This window comes from Streptomyces sp. NPDC013317, assembly GCF_055563155.1.
Window position 1 is genome coordinate 116,526 of sequence record NZ_JBVHDX010000010.1, and the last position, 24,495, is coordinate 141,020.

The window sequence follows — 24,495 nt, forward strand, 5'->3', positions numbered from 1 at the left end:
ATCACGGACCCCGGAGGATCTGAACGGCTCGGACGGATCGCCTGATCGGGTCAACTCTCGCCGGAACAGGTCCTTCCGGATGCCTGCCGGGGCACGGACGCCCTATGACCACACGCGCAGGAATGCTGCTCGCCGCTGGGGCGCTGGTCGCCGGGACGGCCACCGTCCTGCCCGCGTCCGCGACCCCCCGGCCCGAGCCGTCCCCCCGTCCGATCGCGCCGCTCGTCTGGAGCGGCTGTGCCACCTCGGCGTATCCGAAGCTCCAGTGCGCCGCGCTCGAGGTGCCGCTGAACCACGACGACCCGGCCGGCCGGAGCATCACCCTTGCGCTGACCCGGATCCCGCACTCGGCGAAGGAGTCCCAGGGGCCGCTGCTGGTGAACCCGGGCGGACCGGGCGGCAGTGGACGCACCCTGGCCGGGTACGTGGCCGCCTCGCTTCCCGCGGCGGTGGCGGCGCAGTACGACGTGATCGGCTTCGATCCGCGCGGGGTCGGCAGGAGCGAGCCCGCACTCGACTGCAGGCCAGGCCACTTCGCCCCGGTACGCCCCGACTCGCTCCCGAGCGGCGCGGAGGCCGAGCAGCAGGGCGTCGAGCGCGCGCGGGCCTTCGCGGCGGCGTGCGGCGAGAAGTACGCCGACGTCCTGCCGTACATCGACACGGTCAGCGCGGCCAGGGACATGGACGCGATCCGCGAGGCGCTCGGCGCGCCCCGGCTCACCTACCTGGGGTACTCCTACGGCACCTATTTGGGCGCCGTGTACGCGCGGCTGTATCCGGAGCGGGTGCGCCGGATGGCGCTGGACTCCGTCGTCAACCCGCGGGGTGTCTGGTACGAGGACAACCTCGCGCAGGACCTCGCCTTCGACACGCGCCACAAGGACTTCATGGCCTGGGTGGCCCGCCAGAACGCGACGTACAAGCTCGGTTCGGACCCGGCGGCGGTCGAAGCCGCCTGGTACCGGATGCGGGACGCCCTGCGGGAGGCCCCTGCGGGCGGCAAGGTCGGCCCCGGCGAACTCGAGGACACCTATCTGCCCGGCGGGTACTACAACGGCTACTGGCCGTCCCTCGCCGGGGCCTTCTCGGCGTACGTCAACGACGCGGACGCGGTCCCGCTGACCCGGGCGTACGAGAGCTACGCGGCCCCGGACAAGGCGTCGGACAACGGCTACTCGGTCTACACCAGCGTCCAGTGCCGGGACGCGAAGTGGCCGCGCGACTGGAGCACCTGGCGTACGGACAACTGGGACGTGCACGCCAAGGCGCCCTTCGCCACCTGGAACAACGCCTGGTACAACGCTCCGTGCGCGTTCTGGCCGGTGGACTCGCTGACGCCCCCGGACGTCACCAACGACGAGGTGGCACCGGTCCTGATCCTCCAGGCGACGGACGACGCGGCCACCCCGTACGAGGGCGCTCTCGCGCTGCGGCGGATGGTGCGGGGCTCCAGCCTGGTGGTCGAGGAGGGCGGCGGGAACCACGGAGTGACGCTGGCCGGCAACGACTGCCTGGACGAGCACCTCGCGGAGTACCTCGCCACGGGAACCGTGCCGCGGGGCGACGGGCTGTCGGAGGCGGACGCGGTCTGCGAGGCGCTCCCCGAGCCGAAGCCGCTCAAGGCGAGCTCCACTCCTCGACACGGCGGGGCGCCGGACGGCACGGCGCCGGACGGCACGAGCGCCACGGCGGCCGACCGCCCGGCCGGCGCGGTCCTGCACGGCCTCCTCGGCCACGCGCGCTGAGGAGCCGCCGTCCGGACGGCGCGGGGCGAGGCCCTCGGCCCGGCCTCGCTCCAGGCGCGTCCGGCCCACCGGGAGCGGGGCCGCTAAGAGGCGAGCCGGGCCAGTGCCTCCGCGGCCGCCCGGCCCAGGCGGGGGTGAGGGAGGGCCGCCTCGAGGGCCGGCAGGGCGCGGGGGTCACCGAGGGTGCCGAGCCCCTCGGCGCAGGCGACGCCCACGCGCCAGTGCGGGTCGTCGGCCCCGAGGCGCCGCTCCAGGACGGTGACGAGGGCCGGCACGGACTCGGGGGCGCGCAGGTCGGCGAGCAGCCGCACCGGCAACAGGGCGTACGCGACGCGGAGTTCGTTGGTGGCGAGAGCGGCGGCCGCACGCGCGGTGCGCGGGTCGCCCAGCCGGGCCAGGGCGTACGCGGCGGAGACGCAGCGCTCGGGGTCGCGGTGGTTGAGGAACAGGACCAGGGCTTCGAAGGCGCGGGGGTCGCGGCCGAGGCCGAGCCGGAAGGCGGCGATCTCGCGGGCCCAGAGAGGGTGCCCGGACGCGGTCAGGACGCGGGCGAACACCTCGGGATCCTCGGTGGCGGCGAGTTCTTCGAATGCCTTTCGATCACCTTCCGTGCCGTCGTGGATCTCGTCCCGCAATCGATCGATCATCGAGCAGAATTCGGGGTCCTGGGCGATTTCCATGGCCGCCAGCGTATCCGCGATCCAGATCACATTTTCCGAACTCCCCGGGACTGGCGCGCTCGTTACCCGCCGGTTAATCTCAGGTGAGCGGGTAACCCCCGCAAGCTCACAACGGCCTGGTGACGCAGCCGTCGTGAGATCGAGTTTGTCGGTTCGGCAGTTTTCGATGTGACTCCGGGACAGGGTCCATCGCCTTTTCCACGCGACCTCTTCGCGCTTCCGTCGCGAACTCTCCGCGCTTTCCGTTCGCGATCCGTTCGCGCCCGCACGCGCCGCCTTCAGTCGTCACTCTTCCCTCCTGGAGTCCCCTGATGGACACCCCTCTCTCCACCATCGCCGTCGTCGGTCTCGGCACCATGGGCAAGGGCATCGCCGATGTCCTCGCCCGGGCCGGCCGCGAGGTCATCGGCATCGACATCAGCGAAGCCGCCACCACCCAGGCCGTCGCCGCCCTGGAGGCGTCCACCGCCCGTGCGGTGGCCCGCGAGCGGATCACCGAGGAGGAGCGGCAGGACGTCCTCGCCCGCTTCCGCACCTACTCCGACCTGCAGGCGGCGGCCGACGCCGACCTCGTGATCGAGGTCGTGCCCGAGTCGTACGAGGCCAAGCAGGAGGTCTTCCGGGCCCTGGACGCCGTCGTCCGGCCCGACGCGATCATCGCCACCGGCACCAACGCCCTCTCGGTGACCCGGCTGGCCGCCGACTCCGCCCACCCGGAGCGCGTGCTCGGCCTGCACTTCTTCACCCCGGTCCAGGCCATGAAGCTGGTGGAGATCGTCTCCTCCGTCCTCACCTCGCCGAAGGCCGTCGAGGCCGTCACCGCGCTCGTCCACGACCTGGGCAAGGAGCCCGTCGCGGTCGGCGATCGCCCTGGCTTCGTCGCGGACGGCCTGCTCTTCGGCTACCTCAACCAGGCCGCGGCGATGTACGAGGCGAAGTACGCCTCCCGTGAGGACATCGACGCCGCCATGCGGCTGGGCTGCGGTCTGCCGATGGGCCCGCTGGCGCTGCTCGACCTGATCGGCATCGACACCGCCCGCACCGTCCTGGAGGCGATGTACAGCGAGTCGCGCGACCGGCTCCACGCCCCCGCGCCGATCCTCAAGCAGCTCAGTGAGGCCGGTCTCACGGGCCGCAAGTCGGGCCGCGGGTTCTACACGTACGACGCGCCCGGCTCGGCCACCGTCGTCCGCGACGCGCTGACCCCGCTGGAGAGTGCCGCCGTCGGCGGCGGCCGCGAGGTCCGCTCGGTCGGCGTCGCCGGCTCCGGCACGATGGCCTCCGGGATCGCCGAGGTCTTCGCCAAGGCCGGGTACGACGTCGTCCTCTCCGCCCGCTCCCAGGAGAAGGCCGACACCGCCAAGGCGCGGATCGCGAAGTCCCTCGCGCGCTCCGTGGACAAGGGCCGGATGAGCGGCGAGGCCCGCGACGAGACGCTGGCCCGGATCACCCCGGCCGGTTCGCTCGACGCCTTCGCCGAGGTCGACCTGGCCGTGGAGGCGGTCGCCGAGGACCTGGCGGTCAAGCAGGAGCTGTTCGCCCGGCTCGACAAGATCTGCAAGCCGGGCGCGGTGCTCGCCACCACGACCTCCTCGCTGCCGGTCGTCGCCTGCGCCCGCGCCACCTCGCGCCCGCAGGACGTCATCGGGATGCACTTCTTCAACCCGGCGCCCGCGATGAAGCTGGTGGAGATCGTCCGTACGGTCCTGACCGCGGACGACGTCCACGCCACCGTCCGCGAGGTCACCGCGAAGATCCGCAAGCACCCGGTGGACTGCGGCGACCGGGCCGGGTTCATCGTGAACGCGCTGCTCTTCCCGTACCTGAACAACGCGATCAAGATGGTCGAGGAGCACTACGCGACCCTGGACGACATCGACGCCGCCATGAAGCTCGGCGGCGGCTACCCGATGGGTCCGTTCGAGCTGCTCGACGTCGTCGGCCTGGACGTCTCGCTCGCCATCGAGCAGGTCCTGCACCGCGAGTTCCGCGACCCGGGCCTGGCTCCGGCGCCTCTCCTGGAGCACCTGGTGGCGGCCGGCTGCCTCGGCCGCAAGACGGGGCGCGGCTTCCGCGAATATGCCCGACGCTGAGCCCTACGCGGGCTGGGGAGGGTTGCTGAGCCCCGGGGGTCCCAACGGCACCCCCGGCACGGGCCCGGGCGACCCTCCCCCACCTGGGCACACTCCCGCACTGATGCAGTACGTTCAGGACATGTCCAAGGCCGCGAAGTCACCCCGTGCCACGTCCACCTCCGACGGTCAGGAGAGTGCGGCGGGCACCCGTGCGGCCGCGCAGCGGCTGAAGATGCGCCGCGAGCTGGCCGCCGCGGCCATGGAGCTCTTCGCCACCAAGGGGTACGAGGCCACGACGGTCGACGAGATCGCCGCCGCCGCCGGGGTCGCCCGCCGGACCTTCTTCCGCCACTTCCGCTCCAAGGAAGAGGCGATCTTCCCCGACCACGACGACACGCTGGTGCGGGCGGAGGCGGTGCTGAACGCCGCCCCGCCCCACGAGCACCCGCTGGACACCGTCTGCCGGGGCATCAAGGAAGTCATGAAGATGTACGCGGGGTCCCCTGCGGTCTCCGTGGAGCGGTACCGGCTGACCCGCGAGGTGCCCACTCTGCGGGAGCGCGAGATCGCCTCGGTGGCCCGCTACGAGCGGCTGTTCACCCGCTATCTGCTGGGCCACTTCGACGAGCGCGACCATCACGACGGCAACGACGACCCGCTGCTGGCCGAGGTGGCCGCCTCGGCCGTCGTCACGGCCCACAACCACGTCCTGCGCCGCTGGCTGCGGGCCGGCGGCCAGGGGGACGTGGAGGCGCAGCTGGACCACGCCTTCGCCATCGTGCGGGAGACGTTCGGTACGGGCATAGGCGCCCGGCCGGCCTCGGCTCCGCAGTCGGGCCCCCAGACGGCCGCCCAGGGCTCCCAGACGGCCCCGCAGGCTCCCGCGGCCACCGCGTCCGCCGAGGGCGGGGTGCTCGTGGCGGTGGCGCGTACGGACGCTCCGCTCGACGAGGTCATGCGGACCATCCAGGACGCGCTCAACCGCGACTGAACACCGGACTCACGCACGACGAGGGCCGACCCCATCCGGGGGCGGCCCTCGTCCCGTTTTGCCCCGACGTTCGATCGATCATCGCTCATGTGTGACCAGCGGATTGCATATGAGTGAAATTGTTGGCACGCAGTGCCTTGTCAGGTGACACGCGGTGCCATACGTTGATGTTGTCCGGGCGGCCGGCGCGCCGAGGTCTCCTCGTGCGCCGGCTGTCCCCACAAGCCATCGTGGTTGTGCGCCCGGACGCCTGCGTCACAGGCAACCCACAGCGCCCACCCGGCGCCGCCACCGCACCACCCGCCGAACCGACGGCACACCTCCAGAGCAGCACTCCCAGACGTAACCCTCAGCGCGTCTCCCTCAGACGCCGCACCGCCGGAGGCACCCCGTGAAGGACATCCTGGACGCGATCCAGTCCCCGGACTCCACGTCCTCGGACTTCGCCAACCTCGAGCTCCCCGAGTCGTACCGAGCCGTGACCGTCCACAAGGACGAGGTCGAGATCTTCAGCGGTCTCGAGAGCCGCGACAAGGACCCGCGCAAGTCGCTCCACCTCGACGACGTTCCGCTGCCCGAGCTCGGGCCGGGTGAGGCCCTGGTCGCCGTCATGGCCAGCTCGGTCAACTACAACTCGGTCTGGACCTCGATCTTCGAGCCGGTCTCCACCTTCGGCTTCCTGGAGCGCTACGGCCGCCTCTCCGACCTGAGCAAGCGCCACGACCTGCCGTACCACATCATCGGCTCCGACCTCGCGGGCGTCGTGCTGCGCACCGGCCCCGGCGTGAACTCGTGGAAGCCCGGCGACGAGGTCGTCGCGCACTGCCTCTCGGTCGAGCTGGAGTCCTCGGACGGCCACAACGACACGATGCTCGACCCCGAACAGCGGATCTGGGGCTTCGAGACCAACTTCGGCGGCCTGGCCGAGATCGCTCTCGTCAAGTCCAACCAGCTGATGCCGAAGCCCGACCACCTGAGCTGGGAGGAGGCGGCCTCCCCCGGTCTCGTCAACTCCACCGCGTACCGCCAGCTCGTCTCCCGCAACGGCGCCGGCATGAAGCAGGGCGACAACGTCCTGATCTGGGGCGCGAGCGGCGGTCTCGGCTCCTACGCCACCCAGTTCGCGCTGGCCGGCGGCGCCAACCCGATCTGTGTCGTCTCCTCCCCCGAGAAGGCCGACATCTGCCGGGCCATGGGCGCCGAGGCGGTCATCGACCGCAACGCCGAGGGCTACAAGTTCTGGAAGGACGAGCACACCCAGGACCCGAAGGAGTGGAAGCGCTTCGGCAAGCGCATCCGCGAGCTCACCGGCGGTGAGGACATCGACATCGTCTTCGAGCACCCGGGCCGCGAGACCTTCGGCGCGAGCGTCTACGTCACCCGCAAGGGCGGCACCATCACCACCTGCGCCTCCACCTCGGGCTACATGCACGAGTACGACAACCGCTACCTGTGGATGTCGCTCAAGCGCATCATCGGCTCGCACTTCGCCAACTACCGCGAGGCGTGGGAGGCCAACCGCCTGATCGCCAAGGGCAAGATCCACCCGACGCTCTCCAAGGTCTACTCCCTGGAGGACACCGGCCAGGCCGCGTACGACGTCCACCGGAACCTGCACCAGGGCAAGGTCGGCGTCCTCGCGCTCGCCCCCGAGGAGGGCCTCGGCGTGCGCGACCCGGAGATGCGCGCGAAGCACATCGACGCCATCAACCGCTTCCGTAACATCTGAGCCCGGGACCGCACATGACAGAGCGTCAGAAGGACCGGCCGTGGCTCATGCGGACCTACGCCGGTCACTCGACCGCCGAGGCGTCCAACGAGCTGTACCGGCGCAACCTGGCCAAGGGACAGACCGGACTCTCGGTCGCCTTCGACCTGCCCACGCAGACCGGCTACGACCCCGACCACATCCTCGCCCGCGGCGAGGTCGGCCGGGTCGGGGTCCCGGTCTCGCACCTCGGTGACATGCGCCGGCTGTTCCAGGACATCCCCCTGGAGCAGATGAACACCTCGATGACCATCAACGCCACGGCGATGTGGCTGCTGGCGCTCTACCAGGTGGTCGCGGAGGAGCAGGGCGCGGACGTCACCCGGCTCCAGGGCACCACGCAGAACGACATCGTGAAGGAGTACCTGTCGCGCGGGACGCACGTCTTCCCGCCCGGCCCGTCGCTGCGCCTCACGACGGACATGATCACCTACACGGTGAACAACATCCCGAAGTGGAACCCCATCAACATCTGCAGCTACCACCTGCAGGAGGCGGGGGCCACTCCGGTCCAGGAGATCTCGTACGCGATGTCGACCGCGATCGCGGTGCTCGACGCGGTCCGGGACTCCGGCCAGGTCCCGGCGGACCGCTTCGGCGAAGTCGTCGCCCGCATCTCGTTCTTCGTGAACGCGGGCGTCCGCTTCATCGAGGAGATGTGCAAGATGCGCGCCTTCGGCCGCATCTGGGACAAGGTCACGCGGGAGCGGTACGGCATCGAGAACGACAAGCAGCGCCGGTTCCGTTACGGCGTCCAGGTCAACTCGCTCGGTCTGACCGAGGCACAGCCGGAGAACAACGTCCAGCGGATCGTCCTGGAGATGCTGGCCGTCACGCTCTCCAAGGACGCCCGCGCGCGCGCCGTCCAGCTGCCCGCCTGGAACGAGGCGCTCGGCCTGCCCCGGCCCTGGGACCAGCAGTGGTCGCTCCGCATCCAGCAGGTGCTCGCCCACGAGTCCGACCTGCTGGAGTACGAGGACATCTTCGCCGGGTCGCACGTGATCGAGGCGAAGGTCGAGTCGCTCGTCGAGGAGTGCCTGGCCGAGATCGACCGGATCCAGGAGATGGGCGGCGCGATGGCCGCCGTCGAGTCCGGCTACCTCAAGTCGCAGCTCGTCTCCTCGCACGCCGAGCGGCGCGCCCGGATCGAGGCCGGCGACGAGAAGATCGTCGGTGTGAACATCTTCCAGTCGACCGAGGAGAACCCGCTCACCTCGGACCTCGACACGGCGATCATGACCGTCGACCCGGCCAACGAGGCCAAGGTCGTCGCCAAGCTCCACGAGTGGCGCGACAACCGTGACGAGAACCGGGCGCAGGAGTCCCTCGCGGCCCTCAAGGCCACGGCGGCCGGGGACGGCAACCTCTTCGCCGCCACCCTGGAGTGCGCCCGTGCGGGTGTCACGACCGGCGAGTGGTCCTGGGCGCTGCGGGACGTCTTCGGCGAGTTCCGCGCCCCCACCGGCGTCTCCTCCGCCCCCGTGGCGGTGACGGCCGAGGAGGGCACCCCGCTGGCCCTCGTACGGGAGAAGGTGGCGCGGACGGCCACGGAGCTGGGCTCCGGGCGGCTGCGGCTCCTGGTCGGCAAGCCGGGCCTGGACGGGCACTCCAACGGGGCCGAGCAGATCGCCGTGCGCGCGCGTGACGCCGGTTTCGAGGTGGTCTACCAGGGGATCCGGCTGACGCCCGAGCAGATCGTCAACGCGGCCCTCGCGGAGGACGTGCACTGCGTGGGTCTGTCGATCCTCTCCGGCTCGCACGCCGAGCTGGTCCCGGACGTCCTCGACCGACTCCGCGAGGCGGGGGCGACCGACGTGCCGGTCATCGTCGGCGGGATCATCCCGAACGCCGACGCCGCAGAACTGAAGCGCGCGGGTGTGGCCGCCGTCTTCACACCGAAGGACTTCGGTATCACGGAGATCATCGGCCGTATCGTCGACGAGATCCGGAAAGCGAACAAGCTCGACCCCCTGGAGGTCCCCGCATGACCAGCCCCGTGAACCGACTCCGCCCGCGTCGCTCGTGTCTGGCGGTCCCCGGCTCCAACCCGCGCTTCCTGGAGAAGGCCCAGGGGCTCGCCGCCGACCAGGTCTTCCTCGACCTGGAGGACGCCTGCGCGCCGCTCGCCAAGCCCGAGGCCCGCCACACCATCGTCACGTTCCTCAACGAGGGCGACTGGACCGGCAAGACCCGTGTCGTGCGCGTCAACGACTGGACGACCCACTGGACGTACCGGGACGTCGTCACCGTCGTCGAGGGCGCCGGCCAGAACCTCGACTGCATCATGCTGCCGAAGGTCCAGGACGCCCAGCAGATCGTGGCGCTCGACCTGCTGCTGACGCAGATCGAGAAGACCATGGGCTTCGAGGTCGGCAAGATCGGTATCGAGGCGCAGATCGAGAACGCCCAGGGCCTCAACAACGTCAACGCGATCGCGACCGCCTCGCAGCGCGTGGAGACCATCATCTTCGGCCCGGCCGACTTCATGGCCTCCATCAACATGAAGTCCCTGGTCGTCGGCGAGCAGCCGCCCGGCTACGACGCCGACGCCTACCACTACATCCTGATGAAGATCCTGATGGCCGCCCGCGCCAACAACCTCCAGGCGATCGACGGCCCCTACCTGCAGATCCGCAACCCCGAGGGCTACCAGGCGGTCGCCCGCCGCGCCGCGGCGCTCGGCTTCGACGGCAAGTGGGTGCTGCACCCGGACCAGGTCGCCGCCGCGAACGAGATCTTCTCCCCGTCGCAGGAGGACTTCGACCACGCCGAGCTGATCCTGGACGCGTACGACTACTACACCTCCGAGGCCGGCGGCAAGAAGGGCTCGGCCATGCTCGGCGACGAGATGATCGACGAGGCCTCCCGCAAGATGGCGCTGGTCATCTCCGGCAAGGGCCGCGCCGCCGGCATGGAGCGCACCACCAAGTTCGAGATCCCGGAGGCCTGAGTCCGATGCAGTTCGGCCGCACCTACGAAGAGTTCGAAGTCGGCGCCGTCTACAAGCACTGGCCCGGAAAGACGGTCACCGAGTACGACGACCACCTCTTCTGCCTGCTGACGATGAACCACCATCCGCTGCACATGGATGTGAACTACGCCGAGAACACGACGGACTTCGGCAAGAACGTCGTCGTCGGCAACTACATCTACTCCCTGCTGCTCGGCATGTCCGTCCCGGACGTCTCGGGCAAGGCGATCGCCAACCTGGAGATCGAGTCGCTGCGCCACGTGGCCCCGACCTTCCACGGCGACACCATCTACGGCGAGACCACGGTCCTCGACAAGACCCCGTCGAAGTCGAAGAACGACCGCGGCATCGTCTACGTCGAGACCAAGGGCTACAAGCAGGACGGCACCCTGGTGTGCGTGTTCCGCCGCAAGGTGATGGTCCCCACCGAGACGTACATCAAGGAGCGCGGCGGCGAGCAGCCCGGCCGCCCCGAGCTCATCGAGCCCGCGAAGAAGACGGAGAAGTAGCCATGGCCCGACTCGCCCAGACCGCCGGGCTCACGGATGTCCAGCAGGAGATCCTCAAGACCGTCCGGGAGTTCGTCGACAAGGAGATCATCCCGGTCGCGACCGAGCTCGAGCACCGCGACGAGTACCCGCAGCAGATCGTCGACGGGCTCAAGGAGCTCGGCCTCTTCGGTCTGATGATCCCCGAGGAGTACGGGGGTCTGGGTGAGTCGCTGCTCACGTACGCGCTGTGCGTGGAGGAGATCGCCCGCGGCTGGATGTCGGTCTCCGGCATCATCAACACCCACTTCATCGTGGCGTACATGCTCAAGCAGCACGGCACGCAGGAGCAGAAGGACTACTTCCTCCCGCGGATGGCGGCCGGCGAGACCCGTGGCGCGTTCTCGATGTCGGAGCCGGGCCTCGGCTCGGATGTGTCGGCGATCACGTCGAAGGCGGTCAAGGACGGCGACGAGTACGTCCTGAACGGCCAGAAGATGTGGCTGACGAACGGCGGAACGTCAACGCTGGTCGCCGTTCTCGTCCGAAGTGACGAAGGACACCCGGAGGGCACCGCGCCCCACAAGTCGATGACGACCTTCCTCGTCGAGAAGGAGCCCGGCTTCGGAGAGGTCCGCCCCGGCCTCACCATCCCCGGGAAGATCGACAAGATGGGTTACAAGGGCGTCGACACGACCGAACTCATCATGGACGGACTGCGCATTCCGGCCAATCGGGTACTCGGCGGAGCCACCGGCCGAGGGTTTTACCAAATGATGGACGGCGTGGAGGTCGGCCGCGTGAATGTCGCGGCCCGTGGCTGCGGTGTCGCTCAGCGTGCTTTCGAACTGGGTGTCTCTTATGCCCAGCAACGTCACACTTTCGGCAAGCCGATCGCCCAGCACCAGGCGATTCAGTTCAAGCTCGCCGAGATGGCTACCAAGGTCGAGGCCGCTCATGCCATGATGGTGAACGCAGCACGCAAAAAGGACTCCGGGGAACGAAACGACCTCGAAGCAGGGATGGCGAAGTACCTCGCCTCCGAATACTGCAAGGAAGTCGTCGAGGACGCCTTCCGTATCCACGGTGGATACGGGTTCTCGAAGGAGTACGAGATCGAGCGCCTCTACCGCGAGGCTCCGATGCTGCTCATCGGTGAAGGTACCGCCGAGATCCAGAAAATGATCATTGGCCGCCGGTTGCTCGAGGAGTACCGGTTCCAGGGTTGATTGTCGCTTTTGAGTCGGTTCGGCCGCGAAGAAGATCACACCCTGTCAGCGTTCTCTGAGCGTTTCCGGCCGACCGACTCGGCTTCTGGCTTACCCAGTTGCGGCTCCCACCCGATAGCATCGATGGAAAGCCGCCGTCCCCCGTTGCCAGTGCGGCATCATCCGCTACGAAGGTCATCCATGCCCCACAGCCAAACCTCTGCACCTCGCGACAGCCTCGCCGGCGTACGCATCGCACGCGGAGCATCGCCGTGGCTTCTGCCGACCGTCGCCACCGCGGCGCTGAGCCTCGTGCGTGCGCGCCGGTCTCGGCGCGCCGCGGCCATCGCCGTGCCCACCACCGCTCTGGCGGCGGGCATGCTGTGGTTCTTCCGCGACCCCGAGCGCGAGATCGCTCAGGGCCGGGTCATCTCCCCCGCCGACGGTGTGGTGCAGAGCATCATGCCGTGGAAGGACGGACGCACCCGGGTCGCCATCTTCATGAGCCCGCTGAACGTCCACGTCAACCGCGCGCCGCTGGCCGGCACGGTGACGTCCGTGGAGCACATCCCCGGCGGGTTCGTCCCGGCGTTCAACAAGGAGAGCGAGAACAACGAGCGCGTTGTCTGGCACTTCGACACCGAGCTCGGTGACATCGAGATGGTGCAGATCGCCGGCGCCGTGGCCCGGCGCATCGTGCCGTACATCCCCCAGGGGACGAAGGTGGAGCAGGGCGAGCGCATCGGTCTGATCCGTTTCGGGTCACGCGTCGACATCTACCTTCCGGAGGGTGTGGACGTCGCCGTCGAGGTCGGTCAGACCACGACCGCGGGGGTGACTCGCATTGACCGTGATTGATCCCGACACCAGGGCCGCCGAGTGGGTCGCCGACAGCGACGCGGAGGAGGCCGAGGACGCCGAGGAGATGCCGCTGTCGCTGAGGCTGTCCATAGCGGACGCCCTCACGCTCGGTAACGCGACGTGTGGATTCATGGCGGTGTACTTCACCACCACCGGGATCCTCATCCCGCACCTCACCGGCAGCACCGAGACCGGCATGGCGCGCAACAGCGCCGCCACCGCCGTGATCCTGATGCTCGCCGCGGCGATCTTCGACCTGTTCGACGGCATCGTGGCGCGCAAGCTGCGCTCGTCGCCGATGGGCGCCGAGCTGGACAACCTCTCGGACCTGATCAGCTTCGGGCTGGCCCCGGCCTACTTCGTACTCGTGTACGGCATGGTCACGCCCGGCGCGCAGCAGAAGGTCTCGGCGGTGGCCGCGATCGTGGTGCTGCTCGCGGTGGTGCTGCGGCTGGCGAGATTCTCGTGCGTGACGATGAAGGACGGCATGTTCCAGGGCATGCCGAGCCCCTTCGGCGCGCTGACGGTCGTCTCGATCGTCCTTCTCGAGCTGCCGTTCATCCCGACGCTGCTGGCGATCATCGGTGTCGCCTGGCTGATGGTGAGCCGGGTCGAGTACCCCAAGCCGCGGGGCATCCTCGCGGTGGCGATGCTCAGCTGGATCGTGGGTGCGATGGGGATGCTGGCGGCCTGGGCGTTCGACGCGCCCGGCGGACAGCTGCTGCTCCAGACCGGCTGCGCGCTGCAGGTCGTGCTGGGCGCGGTGATCCCCCTCTTCGCCACGGCCCGGCGGGTGAACACCTTCCGCGACAACCGGCGTGAAAGCCGGGAGGCGCGGCAGGCGGAGGCGGCTCAGCTGCCGTAGGCGGTACGTGTACGACGACGAAGGGCCCGGGTGCGGGAAGCACCCGGGCCCTTCGTCGTGTCCGGATCAGGGCAGGCGCTTGTAGTAGAGCGTGGTGGGACGGAGGGTCCCGGCCGGGTCCGCGGCGAAGTCCGGGATCGTTCCGGCCGGGATCCAGCCCGCCTTGCGGTAGAGCCTCTCGGCGGGGCTGCCGGTCTCGGTGTCCAGGATCAGGAGCGTGAGGCCCTCGCGGGCGGCGTGGGCCTCCGCGGCGGCCAGCAGCCGGCCGCCCAGGCCCCGGCCCCGGGCCTCGCGGTGGACGATCAGGCGGGCGATCTCGCCGCGGTGGCGGCCGTTCGGCTTCTCGGTCCGTACGAGCGTCACCGCGCCGAGGACCTCGCCCGCTGGTCCGAGGGCCGCCCAGACGTCCCGTACGCCCCGCTCGGCCTCCTCGGCGACCGCCCGCCACCAGGAGACCGCCTCGGCCTTGTCCAGGGGCGCGAGGAAGCCGAGGGAGGCTCCGCCCCCGACGGCGTCGACGAGGAGGTCCGCGAGGCCGTCGGAGGCCCGGGCGCGGATCGTGGACGGGTCGAGCCGGACGGCCGAGGGGGCGGGCTCGGCCGTGGCGGGGGCGCCGGGGGCCGCCGGCGGGGTGACGGGTGTGCTCATGCGCCGAGCCTCACACGCCGGTGTTTCCCCGAGGTGACACGGCGGTCCGCGCCGTCCGCAGGCGCGCGGTGAGACGCGCACGACGGACGCCCCGCCGCGCGGTATGCGCGGCGGGGCGTGGGTCGTGCTCCGGCTCGGCCTCCCGGCTCAGCTGGCCTTCGGGGTGAACTCCTTCGCCGCGTCGGAGACGAAGGGCTCGCGGACCGTGCGCATGCCTCCCGGGACGGACTTGTCCGGCTGGAGGATGACGGACTCGCGCGAGGACGGGGCCTTCGGGTCGCTGAAGTCGTGCGTGCCGAATCCGGCGTCGTAGGCGTTCAGCGTCAGCAGCGCCTTGTCGATGCCCTCGCGGCTGAGGTCCTTGGCGTCACACGCCGTCTTCAGGGCCTCGCCGAAGACGCTCGCCGCCGTCCAGCCCGCGACGATGCCGTTGTCGAGGCTGTCGCTCGGGTACGCGGCCTTGTAGTCGGCGACGAGCTTCTTGGCCGCGGGGGTGTCCGCGCCGATCGGCAGGCTCGGGGAGGCGAACCAGTACATCTTCTCCAGCGCGGGGCCCGCCTGGGTGCCGAGGAGCTGCGGCGCGAAGGCCGAGTTGTTGCCGATGACCGGTACCAGGAGCTTGGTCGCCGCCGCGACGCCGACGAGGGAGGCGGCCTGGCGCGGTCCGGCGCTGATGACGATGCCCTTCACCCCTGCCTGCTTGAGCGCCGCGACCTGGGCCGACATGTCGTTGTCGGTGGGCTTGATCTTCTGCTCGACGACCGTCAGACCCGCCTTCCCGGCCGCGTACTTCGAGCCCGCCAGCGCGTTCTCGCCGTAGTCGCCCTCGAAGTAGACGTGGCCGAGCTTGTCGCCGGACTTCAGGCCCTTCTCCTTCACGAGGAAGTCGACGGCGTTGATCGTCTCGACGTCGTACGTGGAGCCGAGGACGCGGATGTACGGGGAGCCGAGCAGCGAGGCCGACCAGGCCTGGGGCAGCACCAGCCCCTTGTCCTGGCCGTCGACGCGCTGCTTGACGGCGGCGACGAACGGGGAACCGATGAACTGCATGTAGCCGGCGACCTTCGGCTCCAGCTCGGTATAGGCGGAGAGCGCCTTCTGCGGGTCGTAGCCGTGGTCGCGGACGGTCAGCTCCAGCTTCCGTCCGCAGATCCCCCCGGCCGCGTTGACCTGCTTCACGTAGAGCTGCTGCGCCTGCGTCACGCTCTTGCCGAGGGTGGCGTACACGCCCGTCATGTCCGTGAGCGCGCCGACCGCGATGGTCTTGTCGGTGACGCCCGTGCCGGCCTTCACCCCGCCCGCGCCGGTGCCCTTCTCGTCGCCGCTCTTGGCCTTGGAGCTGCAGCCGGCGGCGGTCAGTGCGACGAGGGTGGCGAGCGCGACGGCCATGGTTCTGGTCGCCTGTCGTCGGTGGATCATCGTTCCTCCCCAGAGGAGTGCGAGGGTTGGGCGGTTCGCTCGGTTGTGCGGGCGGTTGTACGGGCGGGTCTGCGGAAGCCCGGCCTGACCAGGCCTCCGGGCAGGAAGAGCACCACCGCGACGACGGCGGCGCCGTAGAGATAGCGGGCGGCCTCCCCCGGTGCGATCCCGCCCGTCCCGGGGGCGGAGACCAGGGGCAGAGCGTCGCTGTACCGGTTGAGGAGCTGCGGCAGCAGGGAGACGAAGACGCCTCCCACCACCGCGCCGGCGACCGAGCCGAGACCGCCGATGACGATCATGGCCAGATACTCGAGGGAGAGCAGCATGCCGAAGTACTCCGGCACGGTCCGCTGGAAGACCAGCGCGAGCAGGACGCCGGCCAGGCCCGCGTACATGGACGACAGGACGAAGACGGCGGCGCGGTAGCGGGCCACGGGGATGCCCATGACCCCGGCGGCGATCCGGTGGTCCCGGATCGCGTTCATGGCCCGGCCGGGGCGCCCGCGGAGGACTCCGCGGGCGAAGAGCGCGCCCGCGAGGAGGAGGACCAGGCCGAGGTACCAGAGCTTCTCCGCGGAGCCGAACGGCACCTGGGCGACGAGGAGTTCGGTGTCGTCGAAGGTGAGGCCGAAGAGGCTGAGCGGGGGGACCGCCCGGCCGTTGAATCCGCCGGTGAGGTCGTGGGCATTGAAGAGGACGTGCTGGCCGATGAAGATCAGTGCCAGGGTGGCGATACCGAGGTACGCCCCCGTGAGCCGGCCCGCGATGGGACTGAACACCCCGCCGGCCAGGCCCGCGAGGACGACGGCGAGGACGGCGGCGAGCCAGCCCGGCAGGCCGAGTCCGGTGAGCCCGTCCGTCCCGTCGCCGGCGAAGGCGCAGTAGCCGTACGCGCCGACGGCGAGGAAGAAGGCGTGGCCCATGGAGAGCTGGCCGGTTGCGCCCGTCAGCAGGTTGATGCCGATGGCGCCGATGGCGGCCGCCATCGCGAAGAGCCCGGCCTGGAGCCAGAAGCGGTCCAGGTAGAAGGGGAAGGCCGCGAGGACGAGACCGGCGGCTGCCCAGCCGTACACACGGGGGCGGGCGAGCGTGGCGACGCCACGGCGGGGAAGCGCGTCAGACACGGGCCAGCTCCTTCGTGCCGAAGAGTCCGGCCGGACGGATCAGCAGCACCGCAACCATCACCAGGTACGGGGCGAGGTCGCCGATGCCCCGGCCGAGGAAGGTCAGATCGCCCTGGTAGCCGGTGGCGAGGGACTCGGTGACGCCGACCAGGAGGCCGCCGACGAGGGCGCCGGTCGTGGAGTCGAGGCCGCCGAGGATGGCGGCCGGGAAGGCCTTCATCGCGGCGAACGAGGTGCTGCGCTCCAGGCCGGGCGTCGGGAAGACGGTGAGGAAGAGCGCGGCGACGGCGGCGAGTCCGCCGGCCACCGCCCAGGCGCCGAGGGAGACCCGGCCGAGGCGGATGCCCATCAGGGCGGCTGTCTCCTGGTTCTCGGCGGCGGCGCGCATGGCGACGCCCCAGGAGGTGTGGCGGAAGGCGAGCAGGAACGCGGTGATGAGCAGCGCCGCGGCGAGGAAGGCCGCGATCCGGGTCTGCGCCAGGCTGACCGGCCCGAAGGTGACGACGGCGTCGCCCCAGGGGTCGCCGAGCGCGAGGATGTCCGTGCCGATGCGGCGGGTCAGCTCGGTGGCGAGCAGGATGTCGACGCCGATGGTCACGATGGCGAGGACGCTGTGGTCGGAGCCGCGGTAGCGGCGCATGACGAGGAACTCGACGGCCGCGCCGACCAGCGCCGCGCCGCCGATGCCGACGAGCAGCGCGGGCCAGAAGCCGATGTCCTCGTGGAGGACGGCCGTGAAGTAGCCGCCCGCGAGCAGCAGGGAGGCGTGGGCGAAGTTGACGACCTCGGTGGCGCGGAAGATCACCACGAAGCCGAGGGCGATGAGGGCGTAGATCGAGCCCAACGAGACTCCGTTGAGCAGCAGTTCGGCGAAGGTGGTCACTCGGCGGTCTCCTCTCCGAGGTAGGCGCGGACGACCGCCGGGTCGTTCTGTACGTCGCCGGGGGCGCCGTCGGCGATCCGACGGCCGAAGTCGAGGACGGTGACGGCGTCGGCGAGCCGCATCACCACCCCCATGTCGTGTTCGACGAGGACGATGGAGATCCCGAGGCTGTCGCGGACGCCGGCGATGACGGCGGCTGTACGGCGCCGCTCGTCGGCGGTCATGCCGGCCACCGGTTCGTCGAGGAGGAGCAGCTTGGGCTCCATGCAGAGGGCGCGGGCGAGCTCGGCCAGCTTCTGCTGCCCGTACGGAAGCGAGCCGGCGGGCTGGGCGAGCTGCTTCTCCAGCCCGACGAAGGCCGCGATCTCGCGGACGCGGGCACGGTGCCGGGCGTCCTCGCGGGCGGCGGCCGGCAGCCGGAGCCCGGTGGCGAGGAAACCGCTCCGGGTCAGCCGGTGGCGGCCGAGCATCAGGCTGTCCTCGACGGTGGCGCGGGGCGGCAGCGCGAGGTTCTGGAAGATCCGGGCCACCCCGAGGTCGGCGATCCTGTGCGGGGGCAGGGCCGTGAGTTCGTGTGCGCCGAAGCGGACGCTGCCGGAGGTCGCCCTGTACACGCCGGAGAGCACGTTGAAGCAGGTGGACTTGCCGGCGCCGTTGGGGCCGATGACGGCGTGGACCGTGCCGGGGCGGACGGTGAAGGAGACGGAGTCGAGGGCGGTGAGTCCGGCGAAGCGGACCGTGACGTCGCGGACGTCGAGGGCGGGGACGGGCTCCGCGGTCGCGGTCATCGGCCCTCCCAGCGGGAGAGGACGGGGTGGGCGGTGGTGGCGGTCGCCGCGTCGGCCGCGGCGTCCTCGTCGACGACGCCCAGGTAGCGGCGGCGTACCTCGTCGGAGGCGGCCAGTTCGGCGGCCGGACCGGAGAGGGTGACCTCGCCGACCTCCAGGACGTACGCCCGGGAGGCGAGCCGCAGCGCGAGCGCCGCGTTCTGCTCGACGAGGAGGACGGCCGTGCCCTGGGCGTTGATCTCGCGGATCGTGTCGGCGATCCGGGCGGCCATGAGCGGGGCGAGGCCGAGGGAGGGCTCGTCCAGGAGCAGCAGCTTCGGCGAGGCCATCAGGGCGCGGCCGACGGCGAGCATCTGCTGCTCGCCGCCGGAGAGGAGTCCGGCGTGCTGGTGGGCGCGGTCGGCGAGGACGGGGAAGAGTTCGTGGACGCGTTTCAGGGCCGCCGCCTTCGCGGCGCGGTCGCCCCGTGCGCCGAGCGCCCCCGCCCGCAGGTTGTCCTCGACCGTCATCCGGGCGAAGACCCGCCGTCCCTCCGGCACCTGGCAGACACCGGCGGCGACGACCCGGTCGGGCGGGAGCCCGCCGATGGGGCGGTCGCCGTAGGTCACGGTGCCCGAGGTGACGGCCCCGCCGTGGAACGACAGTGTGCGCGAGACGGCCCGCAGCAGTGTGGACTTGCCCGCTCCGTTGCCGCCGAGGACGGTGACGACGTCGCCCTCCGGCACGGTGAGCGACACCTGCCTCAGAGCGCGTACCGGTCCGTACCCCGCCGACAGGTCCGCGATCTCGAGAGCGAGTGCGGTCCCTCCCATGGTTCCCCTTCCGTGGCCCGTTCAGTGGCGCTCACCCCAGCACCGGGACGGCCGCCCGTCCACGTGCAGCGGCCGAAACGCTGCCGGTGACCAGCGGGCGCCGGGGTGGGTTGTGCACGCGCACAACACCGCGTGTCAGGGGCCTGTCGGGACGGGGTCGGGGGTGGCATCCTCCGGGCATGGGACGGCGCAGACCGCGGACCGGTGACGACTGGAAGCTGCTTGCCGAGGCGTGCACGGCACTTCTGGAGCGGCTGCCGGAGCTGGTGGACGAGCATCTGAGGGACCTGCACGGGTACGAGCCGGCGTACGGCCGGATCGTGCCGTACGACCAGCACTGGCAGGAGGCCCATGAGGCGATGCGGATCGGGATCGAGATGATCTCGGCGCCGCGGGATTCGCCCCGGCGGGATCTGGAGCACGCGGACGAGATGGGCCGGCGGCGGGCCGAGCAGGGGATGCCGCTGGAGCTCGTGGTGCACGCGTACCGGCACGCCGGTCATCTGGTGTGGGACGCGCTCATCGAGGACGCCTCGGCGTTCCCCCCTCGGCTCGCGGCGCTGACGCAGTCGGCGACGATCGTCTGGTCGGCGGTGGACGCCCAGGCGGACACGGCGTCGGAGGCGTACCGGGCGACGGAGCTGGAGCTGCGGCGCCGTACGGACGAACAGCTGCAGGCGCTGCTCGACGCGCTGCTGCAGGGGCAGCGCTCGCCCGAGGTGACCTCGCAGGCGGCGGCGGGCCTGGATCTGCCCGAGCACGGGCGGTACGCGGTGGTGGTGCTGCGGCACGACCGCCGGGAGGTGCCGGAGCCGTTCCACCGGCGGGTGCAGGGGGCCGGGGTGCGGTTCCTGTGGCGGATGGGCGCGGACTGCGAGATCGGGGTGGTGTCGCTGGCGGAGGGCACGGGTCTGGACGCGCTGTCGGAGCTGCTTCAGGGGCGGTGCCCGGGGCCGGGCGGGATCAGTCCGGTGGTGACGGGGCTCGCGGAGCTCGGCCGGGCGCGGCGGCTCGCGGAGCTGGCGCTGCGGACGAGTCCGCCGGACTCCCGGCAGATCGTCCGCCTGGACCGCCGGATGGCGGGGGCGCTGGTGGTGGGGCAGCCGGAACTGGCGGGCCTGCTGGTGGCGGACGTGCTGGGCGGCCTGCTGGAACTGGATCCGGCGGACCGGGCGGTCCTGCTGGAGACGCTGGACGTCTGGCTCGACTGCGAGGGCTCGGCGGGGCGGGCGGCCTCGCGCCTGTACTGCCACCGCAACACGGTCTTCAACCGCCTGCGCCGCCTGGAACAACTCACGTCGAGGTCCCTGTCCCGTCCCCGGGACCTGACGGAGATGACCCTGGCCCTGGACGCGTTCCGGTTGACGACGACGGCGTGAGGGGCGGTCGGTCCGGGGCGGCCCCCACCCCGCTTCGCGACCGACGACGGGGCGCACCCCGGCGGGGCGGCAGGACTCGCCGGGGTGGGTGGGCCGCGGACCGCGGGGCTACGCCAGGAAGTCCCGGGCGATCTGGGAGGCCACCTGCTCCAGGAGCGGGCCCGCGTTGGCGATGGACTTGGCCGGCTCGGGTTCGAGATCGGTCAGGGGGTAGGCGCGGCGAATGCCCGCCTTGCCCAGGGCCTCGGGCGCGAGGGCCAGGCGGCCGCAGACCGCGACGACCTCCTTGCCCGCCGCACGCGCGGCCGCCGCGACGCCCGCCGGGGCCTTGCCGTGCAGGGTCTGCTCGTCGAGCGATCCCTCGCCCGTGATGACGAGCGTGGCCCGCTCGAGCGCCGGGGCGAAGCCCAGGACGTCGAGCATGAGCTCGATGCCGGGTCGGAAGCTCGCGTCCAGACCGACGAGCGCGCCGTAGCCGATACCGCCCGCACCGCCCGCACCGGGCGCGACCGCGCACTCCGACGCCTTCGGGCCGATCGCCTCCTCCAGGACCGTCACGAAGTGAGCGAGCGCCGAGTCCAGCGTCTGGACGTCCTCCGGCGTCGCGCCCTTCTGCGGACCGTAGACCGCGGGCGCGCCCTTCGGCCCGGTGAGCGGGTTGTCGACGTCGCTGGCGAGGATCAGCTCGACCGATGCGAACCGCGGGTCGAGGCCCGACAGGTCCGCGGAGGCGAGAGAGGCCAGCGCCGCCCCGCCGGGTCCGACCGGCTCGCCCTCGCCGTCCAGGAAGACCGCGCCGAGCGCGGCCAGCATCCCCGCGCCGCCGTCCGTCGTCGCGCTGCCGCCGACGCCGAAGACGATCGTCGTGGCGCCCGCGTCCAGCGCGGCGCGCAGCAGCTCGCCCGAGCCGTACGTCGTCGAGGTCAGCGGCGCGAACACACCCGCCGGCAGGAGCTGGAGGCCGGAGGCCTCCGCCATCTCCACGACGGCCGTGGTCCCGCGCAGCGCGAACGCCGCCGTCACCGGCTCGCCGAGGGGCCCGGCCACCTGCACCTCACGGCGTTCGAAACCGGCCGCCACCGCGGCCGCGACCGTACCGTCGCCGCCGTCCGCAACCGGCAGGGTCTCCACTTCCAGCTCCGGGACGACCCGTCGCAGACCTGCTGTGACGCGCTCCGCGACCTGTACGGCCGTGAGCGAGCCCTTGAACTTGTCGGCCGCGACGAGTACGCGTGCGACCTCAGTTACTGCTCCGTCCGTCACCCTTGCATCCCTTGCTTTCGAACGTGCAGTCGCGCCGAGCCGACCCTATCCGGACCTCCCGGCGCCATGCCACCCCCTGATAAGACGATATTCCGGACCATAGTGGGTCCGTATCGGCGCGCGGACGCGTCGGCGCGCGCAGGGGCCGGGGATTCGGTACACCGGACGTATGGCGCTCACGCACGGCGAACTCGCCGATCGCATCCTCGGCGGCTGGACCGGACGGATCGCGGGGAACATGCTCGGCAAGCCCGTCGAGCGGGGCGACCACTGGACGCCCGAGCACATCGACCGGTATCTGCGGCTGACGGACGCGCTGCCGCTCACCGACTACCTGCCCCCGCCGCCCGCCGACGTCGCGGGGTTCGAGCTGCGGCCCGAGTGGCCCCGGTGCGTGCGCGGGCGGATCGACGGAAGCTGCCGGGACGACGACGTCGACTACTCCGTCCTGGGCCTGCACCTCCTGGAGACGCACGGTTTCGCGTTCACCACCGAGCAGCTGGGCGAGCTCTGGCTGCTGCGCCTGCCGTACCTGCAGACCTTCACGGCCGAGCGGACCGCCTACCGCAATCTCGCGAACGGTCTGAAGCCGCCGCTCACCGCGACGTACGACAACCCGCACCAGGAGTGGATCGGCGCGCTGATCCGGGCGGACGTGTACGGCTGGACCTCCCCCGGCGACCCGCGCCGCGCCGCCTCGCTGGCCCGCCGTGACGCGGTGCTGTCGCACACGGGGAACGGTGTCTACGGCGCGATGTGGGCCGCCGCGCTCATCGCCGCCGCCTTCACGGCTCCGGACGTGCGCGCCGCCCTTGAGACGGCGCTGGAGCGGATCCCGGCGAGCAGCCGCCTCGCGCGCACGGTGCGGCACACGATCGCGCTCCACGAGTCGGGCGTGGAGTGGTCCGCCGCCCTCGCCGAACTCGCGGAGCGGACGAACGGGCTCGGCTGGATCCACACCATCCCCAACGCGGCGGTCCTGACGGCCGGACTGCTGTACGGCGGCGGGGACTTCACCACCACGATCGCGCTCACCGTCCGCGGCGGCCTGGACACGGACTCGAACGGGGCCACGGCGGGCTCGGTGGCCGGGGTGCTGTGCGGGGCGGCGGCGATCCCGCCGCAGTGGTCGGAGCCGCTGCGGGACCGGGTGCACAGCGCCGTCTTCGGCTTCGACGGGGTGCGGATCAGCGAGTTGGCCGAGCGGACGCTCCGGCTGGCTACGCTGACGGAATGACGACGACCGACTACGCCACGTACATCGCCGGCCTCCCGCGTGTCCTCGCCGGTGCCGCCGTGCTCTTCCGGGACGCGGCGGGTCGCGTCCTGATCGTCGAGCCGAACTACCGTGAGGGCTGGGTACTGCCCGGTGGCACCATCGAGTCCGACGAGGGCGAGACGCCCCGCCAGGCCGCGCGCCGGGAGACGGCGGAGGAGATCGGTCTCGACCTGGAGCCGGGGGCGCTGCTGGCGGTCGACTGGGTGCACGGCGTGGGGCGGCCGCCGATCGTCGCCTACGTGTACGACGGCGGGGTGCTGTCCGAGGAGCGGCTCGCCGCGATCCGCCTCCAGGAGGAGGAGCTGATCTCCTGGAAGCTGATCGAACCCGCCGAGGTCGCCGGCCACCTCCTGGGCACCCTGGGGCCGCGCGTCCTGGCGGCCCTCGACGCCGCCGGCTCCGGCCGTGGCCCGGCCGAGCTGGAGAACGGACGCCCCGCCGGCGGGTGACCCCGGCCTCTCAGGCCGCTCCCCCGCCGGCCTCACCACTGCCGTCACCGATCCCGTCGCCACCGCGGCCCCCGTCGGCGCCCGACGCTCCGAACCGGGCGAGCCGGTCGGCCAGGTCCGGGGGCCAGAGGGCTTCGTCGGCCGCGGCGAGCTCCCCGGGGCTCCACCAGCGCCCGAGCTGGATGCGGTCCTCCGCGTGCGCGGCCGCGAGGTCACCGGCGAGCTCGCGGCGCGGCCCGTACGCCACGTAGATGTGTTCGTGCTGGCGCACGGGGACGCCGGCGCGGGTGAAGTCGTGCTCCCAGGTGCAGAGCAGCTCGCCCGGTTCGATCCCCTCCCAGCCGGTCTCCTCCCGGAGCTCCCGTAGGGCTCCGGCGCGCGGACTCTCCCCGGGTTCGAGGCCGCCGCCGGGCATGGCCCAGTGCACGCCGACCTCCTCGTTGTCGTAACGGAAGAGGAAGACGGCGCCGTCGGGGTCCAGCACGGCGACGCGGGCGGCGCGTCGCGGGGTGCGTCGTGGTGTCCGCATCGCGTCAGCCCTGCGGGGGTTCGGTCGTGAGCGGGTTGCCGCCGCGGGGAGGGGCCTCGGCCTCACGCGTGGCCACCCGGGCCTCCGTGCGGTGTCCGCGGGCGATGTAGTCGCGGACGACGGCCTCGACCGCGTCCCGCGGGTTGTTGACGCCCGCGAGGACCATGACTTCCACGACGAGTTCGGCGTCGAGTTCGATGTTCACCTTGGCCATGGCGGGAACCTAGCACCCGCGGAAATCGGCTCGCGGCGGGTTCCCCTGGGTGCCTA

23 protein-coding genes are annotated in these 24,495 nt (G+C 71.3%); 13 read left to right on the plus strand and 10 right to left on the minus strand.

Annotated elements, in window-relative coordinates; translation table 11 throughout:
• Positions 1–104 precede the first annotated feature (104 nt).
• Positions 105–1,745, plus strand: a complete 1,641-nt coding sequence (locus tag ACZ3IJ_RS25035) for an alpha/beta hydrolase (RefSeq protein ID WP_467471641.1) — start codon at positions 105–107, stop codon at positions 1,743–1,745.
• An 83-nt stretch (positions 1,746–1,828) separates the two neighbouring features.
• Here the strand turns inward: ACZ3IJ_RS25035 and ACZ3IJ_RS25040 are convergent, their stop codons facing one another.
• Complete coding sequence (locus ACZ3IJ_RS25040; protein WP_467471643.1) at positions 1,829–2,425, minus strand: HEAT repeat domain-containing protein; 597 nt, start codon at positions 2,423–2,425, stop codon at positions 1,829–1,831.
• 311 nt (positions 2,426–2,736) lie between these two features.
• Here ACZ3IJ_RS25040 and ACZ3IJ_RS25045 point away from each other — a divergent pair, with 311 nt between their 5' ends.
• The 9 genes from ACZ3IJ_RS25045 to pssA all read left to right on the plus strand — a co-directional run bounded on the left by ACZ3IJ_RS25045 (position 2,737) and on the right by pssA (position 13,652).
• Positions 2,737–4,518 (plus strand): 3-hydroxyacyl-CoA dehydrogenase family protein, encoded by a 1,782-nt coding sequence (locus ACZ3IJ_RS25045; RefSeq protein ID WP_467471644.1) that lies wholly within the window; start codon positions 2,737–2,739, stop codon positions 4,516–4,518.
• A 121-nt stretch (positions 4,519–4,639) separates the two neighbouring features.
• Positions 4,640–5,491 (plus strand): TetR family transcriptional regulator, encoded by an 852-nt coding sequence (locus ACZ3IJ_RS25050; protein WP_467471645.1) that lies wholly within the window; start codon positions 4,640–4,642, stop codon positions 5,489–5,491.
• A gap of 391 nt (positions 5,492–5,882) precedes the next feature.
• Positions 5,883–7,220 carry a crotonyl-CoA carboxylase/reductase gene (gene ccrA, locus ACZ3IJ_RS25055; RefSeq protein WP_467471647.1) on the plus strand — a complete coding sequence of 446 codons (1,338 nt, stop codon included), beginning with the start codon at positions 5,883–5,885 and terminating at the stop codon, positions 7,218–7,220.
• Positions 7,221–7,234: 14 nt separating this feature from the next.
• On the plus strand, positions 7,235–9,247 hold the full coding sequence (locus ACZ3IJ_RS25060; RefSeq protein ID WP_467471648.1) for a protein meaA: 2,013 nt from the start codon (positions 7,235–7,237) through the stop codon (positions 9,245–9,247).
• The gene (locus ACZ3IJ_RS25065; protein ID WP_467471650.1) at positions 9,244–10,209 is read left to right on the plus strand and encodes an HpcH/HpaI aldolase/citrate lyase family protein; all 966 of its coding nucleotides are present in this window, start codon (positions 9,244–9,246) and stop codon (positions 10,207–10,209) included. Before ACZ3IJ_RS25060 ends, ACZ3IJ_RS25065 begins: the two co-directional genes overlap by 4 nt.
• 5 nt (positions 10,210–10,214) lie before the next feature.
• On the plus strand, positions 10,215–10,739 hold the full coding sequence (locus ACZ3IJ_RS25070) for a MaoC family dehydratase (RefSeq protein WP_030320137.1): 525 nt from the start codon (positions 10,215–10,217) through the stop codon (positions 10,737–10,739).
• A gap of 2 nt (positions 10,740–10,741) precedes the next feature.
• Positions 10,742–11,947, plus strand: coding sequence for an acyl-CoA dehydrogenase family protein (locus ACZ3IJ_RS25075; protein ID WP_467471651.1), 1,206 nt, complete (start codon positions 10,742–10,744; stop codon positions 11,945–11,947).
• Between the two features lie 180 nt (positions 11,948–12,127).
• Positions 12,128–12,784 carry a phosphatidylserine decarboxylase gene (locus tag ACZ3IJ_RS25080; protein ID WP_260226710.1) on the plus strand — a complete coding sequence of 219 codons (657 nt, stop codon included), beginning with the start codon at positions 12,128–12,130 and terminating at the stop codon, positions 12,782–12,784.
• Complete coding sequence (pssA, locus tag ACZ3IJ_RS25085) at positions 12,777–13,652, plus strand: CDP-diacylglycerol--serine O-phosphatidyltransferase (protein ID WP_383177307.1); 876 nt, start codon at positions 12,777–12,779, stop codon at positions 13,650–13,652. Before ACZ3IJ_RS25080 ends, pssA begins: the two co-directional genes overlap by 8 nt.
• 66 nt (positions 13,653–13,718) lie before the next feature.
• Here the strand turns inward: pssA and ACZ3IJ_RS25090 are convergent, their stop codons facing one another.
• The 6 genes from ACZ3IJ_RS25090 to ACZ3IJ_RS25115 all read right to left on the minus strand — a co-directional run bounded on the left by ACZ3IJ_RS25090 (position 13,719) and on the right by ACZ3IJ_RS25115 (position 19,326).
• Positions 13,719–14,300 (minus strand): GNAT family N-acetyltransferase, encoded by a 582-nt coding sequence (locus ACZ3IJ_RS25090; RefSeq protein ID WP_467471653.1) that lies wholly within the window; start codon positions 14,298–14,300, stop codon positions 13,719–13,721.
• Positions 14,301–14,447: 147 nt separating this feature from the next.
• A complete protein-coding gene (locus ACZ3IJ_RS25095; RefSeq protein WP_467471654.1) occupies positions 14,448–15,719 on the minus strand; it encodes an ABC transporter substrate-binding protein in 1,272 nt (423 codons plus the stop codon).
• On the minus strand, positions 15,716–16,843 hold the full coding sequence (locus ACZ3IJ_RS25100; RefSeq protein ID WP_467471656.1) for a branched-chain amino acid ABC transporter permease: 1,128 nt from the start codon (positions 16,841–16,843) through the stop codon (positions 15,716–15,718). The genes ACZ3IJ_RS25095 and ACZ3IJ_RS25100 overlap by 4 nt, the downstream gene beginning before the upstream one ends.
• Positions 16,836–17,726, minus strand: a complete 891-nt coding sequence (locus ACZ3IJ_RS25105) for a branched-chain amino acid ABC transporter permease (protein WP_467471658.1) — start codon at positions 17,724–17,726, stop codon at positions 16,836–16,838. Before ACZ3IJ_RS25105 ends, ACZ3IJ_RS25100 begins: the two co-directional genes overlap by 8 nt.
• Complete coding sequence (locus ACZ3IJ_RS25110; protein WP_467471659.1) at positions 17,723–18,514, minus strand: ABC transporter ATP-binding protein; 792 nt, start codon at positions 18,512–18,514, stop codon at positions 17,723–17,725. Before ACZ3IJ_RS25110 ends, ACZ3IJ_RS25105 begins: the two co-directional genes overlap by 4 nt.
• Positions 18,511–19,326: an ABC transporter ATP-binding protein gene (locus tag ACZ3IJ_RS25115; RefSeq protein ID WP_467471661.1), complete on the minus strand. Its 816-nt coding sequence runs from the start codon at positions 19,324–19,326 to the stop codon at positions 18,511–18,513. Before ACZ3IJ_RS25115 ends, ACZ3IJ_RS25110 begins: the two co-directional genes overlap by 4 nt.
• Before the next feature lie 179 nt (positions 19,327–19,505).
• On the opposite strand from ACZ3IJ_RS25115, the gene ACZ3IJ_RS25120 reads away from it, so the two are divergent.
• The gene (locus tag ACZ3IJ_RS25120) at positions 19,506–20,705 is read left to right on the plus strand and encodes a PucR family transcriptional regulator (RefSeq protein WP_467471663.1); all 1,200 of its coding nucleotides are present in this window, start codon (positions 19,506–19,508) and stop codon (positions 20,703–20,705) included.
• 108 nt (positions 20,706–20,813) lie between these two features.
• Here ACZ3IJ_RS25120 and ACZ3IJ_RS25125 read toward each other — a convergent pair whose 3' ends face one another.
• On the minus strand, positions 20,814–21,968 hold the full coding sequence (locus ACZ3IJ_RS25125; protein ID WP_467471664.1) for a glycerate kinase: 1,155 nt from the start codon (positions 21,966–21,968) through the stop codon (positions 20,814–20,816).
• 169 nt (positions 21,969–22,137) lie between these two features.
• On the opposite strand from ACZ3IJ_RS25125, the gene ACZ3IJ_RS25130 reads away from it, so the two are divergent.
• Both ACZ3IJ_RS25130 and ACZ3IJ_RS25135 read left to right on the plus strand, forming a co-directional pair.
• Complete coding sequence (locus tag ACZ3IJ_RS25130) at positions 22,138–23,205, plus strand: ADP-ribosylglycohydrolase family protein (RefSeq protein WP_467471665.1); 1,068 nt, start codon at positions 22,138–22,140, stop codon at positions 23,203–23,205.
• Positions 23,202–23,696, plus strand: a complete 495-nt coding sequence (locus ACZ3IJ_RS25135; RefSeq protein ID WP_467471667.1) for an NUDIX domain-containing protein — start codon at positions 23,202–23,204, stop codon at positions 23,694–23,696. The genes ACZ3IJ_RS25130 and ACZ3IJ_RS25135 overlap by 4 nt, the downstream gene beginning before the upstream one ends.
• Before the next feature lie 10 nt (positions 23,697–23,706).
• Here ACZ3IJ_RS25135 and ACZ3IJ_RS25140 read toward each other — a convergent pair whose 3' ends face one another.
• Both ACZ3IJ_RS25140 and ACZ3IJ_RS25145 read right to left on the minus strand, forming a co-directional pair.
• Positions 23,707–24,225, minus strand: coding sequence for an NUDIX hydrolase (locus ACZ3IJ_RS25140; RefSeq protein ID WP_467471668.1), 519 nt, complete (start codon positions 24,223–24,225; stop codon positions 23,707–23,709).
• Positions 24,226–24,229: 4 nt separating this feature from the next.
• On the minus strand, positions 24,230–24,439 hold the full coding sequence (locus ACZ3IJ_RS25145) for a type II toxin-antitoxin system VapB family antitoxin (RefSeq protein WP_467471671.1): 210 nt from the start codon (positions 24,437–24,439) through the stop codon (positions 24,230–24,232).
• Positions 24,440–24,495 lie beyond the last annotated feature (56 nt).